6 protein-coding genes and 1 pseudogene are annotated in these 9,594 nt (G+C 46.2%); 6 read left to right on the forward strand and 1 reads right to left on the reverse strand.

Going from position 1 to position 9,594, the window contains the following annotated elements:
- The first annotated feature begins 65 nt into the window (after positions 1 to 65).
- From VK080_RS02625 to VK080_RS02635, 3 genes are read left to right on the forward strand one after another with little or no spacing between them, the layout of a single operon-like run.
- Positions 66 to 1,568, forward strand: a complete 1,503-nt coding sequence (locus VK080_RS02625; RefSeq protein WP_324223247.1) for a serine hydrolase domain-containing protein — start codon at positions 66 to 68, stop codon at positions 1,566 to 1,568.
- 40 nt (positions 1,569 to 1,608) lie between these two features.
- Positions 1,609 to 2,097 carry an endonuclease/exonuclease/phosphatase family protein gene (locus tag VK080_RS02630; RefSeq protein WP_324223248.1) on the forward strand — a complete coding sequence of 163 codons (489 nt, stop codon included), beginning with the start codon at positions 1,609 to 1,611 and terminating at the stop codon, positions 2,095 to 2,097.
- A 7-nt stretch (positions 2,098 to 2,104) separates the two neighbouring features.
- Positions 2,105 to 2,734: an FIMAH domain-containing protein gene (locus VK080_RS02635; protein WP_324223252.1), complete on the forward strand. Its 630-nt coding sequence runs from the start codon at positions 2,105 to 2,107 to the stop codon at positions 2,732 to 2,734.
- 660 nt (positions 2,735 to 3,394) lie between these two features.
- Here VK080_RS02635 and VK080_RS02640 read toward each other — a convergent pair.
- Positions 3,395 to 5,533: a Xaa-Pro dipeptidyl-peptidase gene (locus VK080_RS02640; protein ID WP_324223249.1), complete on the reverse strand. Its 2,139-nt coding sequence runs from the start codon at positions 5,531 to 5,533 to the stop codon at positions 3,395 to 3,397.
- A gap of 1,030 nt (positions 5,534 to 6,563) precedes the next feature.
- Between VK080_RS02640 and VK080_RS02645 the strand changes: the two genes are divergently transcribed.
- The 3 genes and pseudogenes from VK080_RS02645 to VK080_RS02655 form a co-directional block, all read left to right on the forward strand.
- Positions 6,564 to 7,148 (forward strand): CalY family protein, encoded by a 585-nt coding sequence (locus tag VK080_RS02645; protein WP_324223250.1) that lies wholly within the window; start codon positions 6,564 to 6,566, stop codon positions 7,146 to 7,148.
- A 119-nt stretch (positions 7,149 to 7,267) separates the two neighbouring features.
- On the forward strand, positions 7,268 to 9,229 hold the full coding sequence (gene ggt, locus VK080_RS02650; protein ID WP_414672204.1) for a gamma-glutamyltransferase: 1,962 nt from the start codon (positions 7,268 to 7,270) through the stop codon (positions 9,227 to 9,229).
- Positions 9,230 to 9,321: 92 nt separating this feature from the next.
- Positions 9,322 to 9,594 (forward strand): annotated as a pseudogene (locus tag VK080_RS02655) (hypothetical protein); the annotation flags it as partial.

The following is a 9,594-nucleotide window of genomic DNA, read 5'->3' on the forward strand; positions in this document are numbered from 1 at the left end:
CTCATCACGTTAACGCGTTAGAGCGATGGGGGACACAGACCCCAAATGAAGGAGGAGAAACGCGTATGAAAAATAGGTTGATGTCAGTCATGCTGGCTTATGTTTTGTTTGCTTCGGTGTTTTTTGCAGGCATCAGTACAACCGCAACTGCTGCGCCTATCGTGCAGCCAGGAACGCCAGGCAGTGTGCAAATGCTGCAAGAGCCGTTAGATGAAATTGATGACGTTATTCAGCAGGGAATCGCTGATCAGTACATGGCGGGTTCCGTCTTTTTGGCAGCCAGATCCGGGACAATCGTTAAGGAAGACGCTTACGGGTACGCAGCACGCTATTTGGATGATGACTTTACCGAAATGGAAAACCCGGTGGAGATGCAAACCGACACCATATTTGACTTAGCTTCCATTACGAAAGTGTTTACGGCGACGGCTGCCATGCAGTTATATGAGCAAGGCAAATTTAACCTGGACGATCCAGTGGCGGATTACATTCCGGAATTTGCGCAAAATGGAAAATCCGATGTCACGATCAGGCAACTGCTGACGCACACATCCGGTTTTCCGGCATGGATCCCACTTTATCAAACAACGGACTCCCGTGAAGAAGCCTATCAAGAAGTATTCGCGACGCCATTAGATCATGAGCCCGGAACACATTACGGATACAGCGATTTGAACATGATTACGATCGGGGCATTAGTCGAGCAAATTTCCGGTAAACGGCTTGACGAATATATAAAGGAAAACATTACCGAACCGCTTGGTATGACTGACACAATGTTCAACCCGCCTGAATCACTAAAAGACCGTATGGCGGCAACGGAATACCAGCCACAGACAGATAGAGAAATTGTTTGGGGTGAAGTGCATGACGAAAACGCCTGGGCGATGGATGGTGTTGCTGGTCACGCCGGTTTGTTTTCGACGGCACAAGATTTAGCGGTATTTGCTCAGATGATTCTTAATAACGGTGAATATCAAGGTACGCGCATTCTGAAAACTGAGACTGTAGACATAATGGAAAGGAATGAATTGCCCGAGTTTCCGGGTAGTGCGCATAGTTTAGCCTGGGAGCTGAACCAGGATTGGTATATGGGTGATTTGTCCGGAAGGAAAACGATGGGACATACTGGTTTTACTGGTACGTCAATCGTTATTAATCCAAGTAAGGAAACAGTGGCCATTTTACTGACAAATAAAGTTCATCCGACACGTGAAGCACCATCCACCAATCCGATACGTCAGGAAGTGGCAGGGAAAACAGCCGCTGCCATAAACGCCTGGAGCGCATCCACGATGAAAGCACTTGTAGAGGACTTTGCGGATGAGGAAGCATTTTCAAGCGATGCAGCCGCTCATTCATTAAAGGTTCACCTGTCAGCTGTCAGCCATTACGAAGGCCAGGACGCAGCAGATAAAATCGTCAAACATATGGAAGGCTTTAAAAACCTTCTGGAACACCAGCGGGAAAACATGTCGCAGGATGCCTATAAAACACTCAAAACGGACGCGGATTATTTGATTAATAAATGGGGGTCTGTCCCTCATCACATTAACGCGTTAGAGTGATGGGGGACAGACCCCCCCAAAAGTTAATGGAGGGATTGATGTGAAAAAGTGGTATACGCTCATGGCTGTTTTTTTGTTTTTGTTCGCGTCTTCTGCTGCAGCCGAACATGTCAGCGCAGATAATCAACAAAAGAATGAACAACCCGGTAACGAAGAGACGATCAGGATGGCAACTTATAACATGCACACAGGTATTGGGACAGATGGCAACTACAATTTGGATAGACTCGCCAATACAATTCGCGAATCCGGTGCAGATATCATTGGATTGCAGGAAGTTGATGTTCACTGGAGCAGCAGGAGTCAGTTTGAAAATCAAATTGAGATTCTGGCCGACACATTGAATATGGACTACTCGTTTGCGCCAATTTACAACTTGGATCCGCCCGCAGCAGGTGAACTGAGACGGCAATACGGTGTAGCGGTTTTAAGCAAACACCCGATTTTACATGCTGAAAACCATGACATAGCAAGGTTGTCCACACAAGACCCCCGATCCTGTTCCAAAACCTGCTCCTGGTTTCCTTGAAGCGCAAATCCATGTCAATGGAGAAGAAGTATGGTTCTACGTCACACATCTTGATTATCGCTCAGATCCGACTGTTCGGGAAATGCAGGTCGATGATATGCTCGAAATCATCCCTGATCACAACAACAGCATTTTGGCCGGTGATATGAACGCAACGCCAGAGTCACCCGAGCTAGTACCGCTTTTCCAGCAGTTTGAAGATACGTGGGCTTTGATGAATGAGGATCCAGGCTATACGTTCCCGTCAGAATCTCCGAATAAACGCATTGACTATGTGTTAACAACACCAGGGATGGATGTCCAGTCAGCCACTGTGTTGCCATCAATGGCATCCGACCATCTGCCGGTTACAGCAGACATCACCCTTAAGCCCGGGAATAACCCATTGGATGCATCCGGCTTGAAGGGTCTTGTCGAGTATTATGACGAAGCGGGAGAAATTGCAAGCGATGACGCTGCCGATTCCCTGAAAATTCATTTGACTGCTGTCAGCCATTATGAGGATCAGGCCGCCGCAGAGAAAGTCGTTAAGCATATGGAAGGGTTTAAGACGCTACTGAATCATCAGCGGGAAAATATGTCACAGGATGCCTACGAAACGCTTGAAGCGGATGCAGATTATTTGATGGGCGAGTAGTGATAGAGAGGGGGCCAGCCCCTCTCTATTTGCGCGCTGAGTGGGTGTGAGCGGGAAATCAATCAGGCAGAGGACTCGTGCGTGAGGCTGTAACTTGTGCGGGAGTGATTCCAACTTGTGCGAGAACTGCTCTAGGTTGAGCGGGGGCGGCTCCAACATGTGCGGTAACTGCTCTAGGTTGAGCGGGCACGGCCCCAACTTGTGTGGGATCAGCGGAAACTTGAGCGGAGGTGCCGCTAACTTGTGCGGGAAGTGCTTGGACTTGAGCGTTGACGCCACTAAGTTGAGCGAGAAGTGCTCGGACTTGAGCGGTAACAGGCCTAACTCGTGCGAGAACTGCTCTAAGTTGTGCAAGAGCGACCGTAACTTGCGCAAGAACGCCCGAAACTTGGGCGAGAAGGGCGGTAACTTGTGCGGGACCAGCCAAAACTTGTGCGAGAATAGCCCCAACTCGTGCGGGCTCCACCCAAACTCGATTGAGCGCAATCCAACTTGTGCGAGAACAGCCCCAACTCGTGTAAGAGCGTCCGAAACTCGCCCGAGGGCTGCCACAATTTGCGGCTTAGCATGCTCACAGGAAGGCGAAATGATGAGAGGCGCAGCTCATAATAGCTGCGCCCGCAAATATATGCTGCACTATTTGTTTAATCTGACAAACTACTACTGCCAATCTTCCAGTAAAGCCTCAGATGCCGACATTAACTGATTGTAAGCTACCTCTGACATTAAATCCTGATCCTTCTGATGCTCAAGCAACGGTTTAAATCCATTCAGATGTTTTATCGCTTTGTCCATGGATCCTGTGTTTTGATAATGTGTAAGTGTCGTTAAATGGGTTTCAACGCGGCGGATTGCACCTTCATCATTGAATTCTCCATCATCTTTCAATTCATCAACAAGGTTTTGTAAATACGGAAGCCCTCCTATTGCTCGCTCAAATGCCTTTTTGCCGCCGACAATCGGCAGTTTCACGTGGCTTTGGCCCAGCTCGACGTTAAACGTTGCCCGGGTGTCATCCGTCATGAGCCATCTGTCGTCACTGCCAGCTATTACAATACCAATGCGGTGGCCTTTTTTGAAAACATAGTCTTCAGGAAGCGTATCCCATTGGAAACGATAGCTTTTACCCGGTGTTAAAATGTCTGTCCGGCTCAGACTCCTCCAATTTTGGGCATCAAGCCATCCGTGCGTAACGATTTCGTATGGTGCTGTGTGCGTCGTCTTTTCTGTTTCCTTATAGCAGGCATCGTCCACATCGATGCTCGCGCCCCAGCAGGATTCGGTATCGAGTGTACGGACACCCTCTCCTCTGTCACGATGGTTCACACGTTCATCCGCTCCGTAATCGACGATCAAGGCTGTCAGATTTGTATCTTCCTTATTCACTGTCGCTCGAATATCAAATTCTGGAACACCGCTTAATGTCATATCCTCTTTTAATTCAGGAGACAAAAACATTAATCTGTTTTCTTTCGCTGTCAATTCATCTTCCACCATTTCCTGTTCAGTCTGGTCAGGATTGTCTGTAAATGTTTGGCTGAAATTGCCTTTGACAGCTGTGGTTGTCATTGTTCCGGGCAGTTTTTCTGTCGCCGGTCCAAGTTTTACTTTCACTGATTCGGAATCTTCAAGTGGCCAGGATGAATAGGTTTCCCACTCATCGGCTGAACGTTCAATATCAACTGTCGGCTCATCCATAATACCGTTGTCGATATCAAGCAGCCAATGGTCAAACCATTTATGAAGCGTGTCTACCCACTCTGCCCGGCGAAAATCAAATGGATCCACATGGCCGGTCTGTGTCAGCCAAAGCTTCCGCGGCACATCATGGTTGGCAAGTTCTTCCCACCAATTGGAAAAATGGTTCGCTTTGACATTATAGTCATTCAAGCCGTGGATAACGAAAACACTGGCATTGACTTGATCAGCATCTTTCACAAAGTTGCGCTCATCCCAAAAGTCATTATAGTCGCCAGTCTCATCGTCAGCTTCCGCCCTGATTTCTTCTCTGACAAATGCGCATTCTTCAATACTGTCACTGCTGGTGACGGTTCTCGACAAGCCGCTCGGCCCATTTGGATAAAATGGAATGCCGCCATAACGGTAATAGTCATACCAGCTGCTGATGGCCCCGATTGGGACAATGGTTTCCAGACCTTCAACACCTGTTGCGGCAACCCCATTGGCAATTGTGCCGTCATACGATTTTCCAATCATGCCGGTTTTGCCTGTCGTCCAGTCGGCCTCGATTTCCTTACCGTCTTCATTCCAGGCAGTCCCGTTGCCGTTCAGCCACTCAATAACGGTTTTAGCACTTTCGATTTCTTCATATCCACCAGTTGTCGGACAGCCATCCGAGTTGTTGGTTCCCACCATTTCGACCAGTACAACGGCATAGCCCCTCGGTACAAAATAATTATCATAGAATAGCGGAAATTTCTCATTGATGCCATCACCATCGGGGTCTTTTATCTCGGATTCATTACCGCGTCCCAGTCGCTCATAATAAGGACTCGCATCCATGACGACAGGTACTTGCAAATCGCCTTCTGTTTCCTGAGGGCGGATAATATCTGCCGCAATCCGATCCGGTTCACCATCGTTATCACTGTCCAAGGAAGATTCGACATAGATTGTTTCTCTGATCGCATCCTCATACGAATAGATTGGTTCTGTGACGCCATTTTCGAGTTGATAGGCATTGTTCGAACTCGCGCTTGTTTCAGACGCTGCTGTAAAAGCAGTGGTCAAAAAAAGTATCAGCACCATCGTTAAAGTTTTGAATGTGTCATGTTTCAACAAATATCCCTCCTAATCTATTGATTGATAATATATTAGCGTTTAACAGAAAAAATAGAAAGAGAATTTATTACTAATTTTCTGAATAATACAAAGGGAGATTAGTAGAAAAGTAGTGAGTTACCTTTGTGAGCTGCTTTTAAGCTTTGGGTGACAGTTGGTTTTTATCCTGCATGTCATGCACAGTAAACCGTCAAAATACGACGGTTAATTGTTCATTAAATGCCCGATTCTGCTCAACTACAAGCGGAGAAGAGCGTCCTGATGATTGAAGTTTCGCTTTATCGACAAGACCAGGTGTATTTTGGTTTTAAAACCATTATTTCGATAAAAAGCGAATAAAGTACTAGGTAAATGGGCAGGAAAATTATTGAAAATATGGAAAAGCGAATCTAAAGTTATATAGACTGTTTTATAATAACTTGATAGTCTATTAATAACATTTCAATTATTATAAAAATAATTGCAGATTAACCCCACTTTTGTCGTACGACATTTTTGTTAGTGTCCTAGCGATTAAAGTTTTTGTCGTTTGGTAATCCATAAATTAGCAAGAAATGAAAGACGATTCGTTACATCAATGATCAATTAACCTCTTTGAGCCTCATTGAAAAGTAGATGCTACGTAACGTTTTTTCAGTATATATAAAATTTAATAGGTTTGTAGATTCACTAGAATATATAGATTACCGAGGATAATCAGCGCATTCGTTACCAACCGTGACTTACGGAAGGTGTTCAAAATGAAAGGCTATCAAAAAGCAGCAGGTTCAAGCTGTATTTTGTACCCTTTTCTGGCCACGTCATCAATGGTAATTTTTTTAGAACTATGAAAGCGTATCCATGATTATTTCAGCTCCAATGATTTTAGTAAATAATCAACAGAACCGGACAAAGATTCCAGTAACAAGAAGGCCAAGCCCCAATGGAAAACATTAACACGTTTACAATGCCCATAGATACCCATTCTATGAGGCATTCAAATAAATCACCCTGGTTGTTCGGGGAAAAATTCAAAGGAGGCGTTTTAATGGGTATTAAAAAGCAATTAGGTATGGGGGTCATGACGGCAGCACTCGGTTTATCATTAGTCGGAGGAGGAACGTTTGCCTATTTCAGTGACAGTGAGAGCACGAATAATACGTTTGCAGCTGGGACACTTGATTTGGCTGTAGAACCGACACAGGTGATTGAAGTCGACAATATTCAGCCAGGTGATTCCATGACCCGTGATTTTGAACTACAGAATAACGGATCACTCGCGATAGACAAGGTGCTCCTGGAAACAAATTATGACGTCATTGACGCAGAAGGTGACAACACTGATGACTTTGGAAATCATATTGAGGTCGAATTTCTGTACAACGCTGATAAGCTGGATGAAGTGATTTACCAGACAACTTTAGCTGAACTGCAAAACATGTCACCTGAGGCTGTTAATGAGCATGTTTTTGATCCGTTGCTTGAAGACGGGCTTGAGCCGGGATCACTCGATGACCTTGTTGTCAAGTTCAATTTTGTCGATAACGGAGAAGACCAGAACCAATTCCAGGGCGATTCTTTAGAGCTGGCGTGGACATTTAATGCACAACAAGCAGGGGACGAGGAAGAATAATTGATCGACAGACCAAACCTTTAAAGATCAAATAGAAGGAAAGGAGTCTTATTTTGAAAAATCATAGATTCACATGGGTAACTATCTTCATGTCGCTGCTGCTTCTGCTCCATGTCTTTATGCCGGCAGGGTTTACTGCCAGTGCACAAGGCATAAAAGACGAACAGACGGCAGAAGGTGATTATGGCATGGTTGTTACCGCACATCCATTGGCATCTGAAGTTGGGGCAGATGTGCTAAAAAATGGCGGGAATGCGATTGACGCAGCCGTAGCGATTCAGTTCGCCCTGAATGTTAATGAACCGATGATGTCCGGAATCGGCGGCGGTGGCTTTTTAATGTATTATGACGCTGAGACTGAGGATGTTTCGGTCATTAACAGCAGAGAACGCGCCCCGGCTGGTGCCACACCTGATATGTTCCTGGACGAAGATGGAGATCCCATGCCTTTCCAGGAAAGGGTCCGCAGCGGCAAATCTGTTGGTGTACCAGGAACATTGAAAGGGCTTGAAACAGCTCTCGATCAATGGGGAACACGTTCAATGGCAGAGCTGCTGGAGCCTTCCATCGAAATGGCTGAGGAAGGTGTCGAAGTGAATTGGGTGCTGGCCAACGCTATCGAGAGTAATGAGGAAAAATTATCAAATACCGCAGCAAAAGACGTTTTCCTGCCTGATGGTGAACCGCTGGAAGAAGGCGATCTGCTCGTGCAGGAGGATTTGGCCAAAACGTTCCGGTTAATTGCCGAACATGGGACAGACGTGTTTTACAATGGTGAAATTGGCGAAGCACTTGCAGAGGAGGTCGGGAAGCGTAACAGCAGCATGACAGCGGATGATCTCAGCCGGTATGATGTGACCTATGAAGAACCGGTATGGGGCGATTATAGAGGATACGATATAGCGTCGATGGCCCCGCCAAGTTCCGGCGGTCTGACAATGCTGCAGATGCTGGACATGTTTGAAGAGATGGACCTGACCCAATATGGTATCAGATCAGCTGAAAAATATCACCATATGGCTGAAGTGATGCACCTTGCCTATGCAGACAGGGGCGCTTATATGGGTGATCCGGAATTTGTGGATGTACCTGCTGAAGGGCTCTTGCATCCTGACTATATTGATGAAAGGGTTGGATTAATTGATCCGGATCAGGCCAATGACGATGTGCAGCCGGGCAACCCGTGGGATTATCAGGAAGGGGAGCCTTATGCAATAAGTGAAAAAGCCGGCGACAAAATAAATGGCGAGACGACACACTTTACAGTTGCTGATAGCGAGGGCAATCTTGTGTCATACACCACAACAATTGAGCAAGTATTCGGCTCAGGGATCATGGTGCCGGGTTACGGGATTATGCTGAACAATGAATTAACGGATTTCGACGCTGTTCCAGGCGGCGCCAATCAAGTTGAGCCGAACAAGCGGCCGTTAAGCAGCATGACACCGACAATTGTTTTACAGGACGGGGAACCGTTTATGACGGTCGGCTCACCGGGTGGCACAACAATCATTACGTCAGTATTGCAAACGATTGTCAATGTGATTGGGTATGATATGGAACTTAAGGACGCCATTGAAGAACCGAGAATCTATAGTAATGACTATCCAAGTATCCGCTGGGAGTCAGGCATTCCGTCAGATGTACGGGAGCAGCTGGAAGCCATGGGCCATGAATGGGAGTCGTCGCCAGGTGAAATCGGAAACGTCAATAGTTTAATGATTGACTCTGAAAGCGGGACTTACTTTGGCGCAGCGGATTCCACTAGAGAAGGCAAAGCAATCGGCATTTCAGCTGATGATTTGCCGCCGGAAGCCTCAACGGTTGCATATCTGCAATACCTTGTTGATGAATTGGCAGATGACGGTGAATTCAATGATGACATGGCAGTCCGGCAAGCCGAAATCCATTTAGCGGCGCTTGCGCATTATGAAGACACAGGATCTATGAACAAAGCGATTAAACATCTGAATGGATTTAAGTCGCTGCTTGAGCATCAGATGGATCATGAATTGATTTCGGAAGCGGCTTATGACGAGTTGATGGCGGCATCCGATAATCTGCTGGAAGAATGGGAGTAGGTTTTAAGATTAATAGAAATCAATGGAAAGGTTTTTTAAAGGCAGGGCAGGTGAATAACCGCCCTGCTCATTAATCACAAGGAGGGGTGAACATGTTTAAGTTGCGTCGAATATCGATGATGGCAGTGATTTTCGTACTGCTGATCGGAACGTTTTTACAAACACCAGCTGGTAATGCTGCACAAGCACAGGATGAAGCGGCTTATGACACCATTATCAGAAATGGAACAATCATCGACGGATCCGGTCTGCCACAATATGATGCAGATATCGGCATACGAGATGGCGTTATCGCCCGTATCGGTAATTTGGAAAATGATGTGGCAGAAAAGGAAGTGGATGCAAGCGGCCAGTTTGTAACGCCA

The organism is Lentibacillus sp. (assembly GCF_035301925.1).
Classification (GTDB): Bacteria; Bacillota; Bacilli; order Bacillales; family Amphibacillaceae; genus Lentibacillus.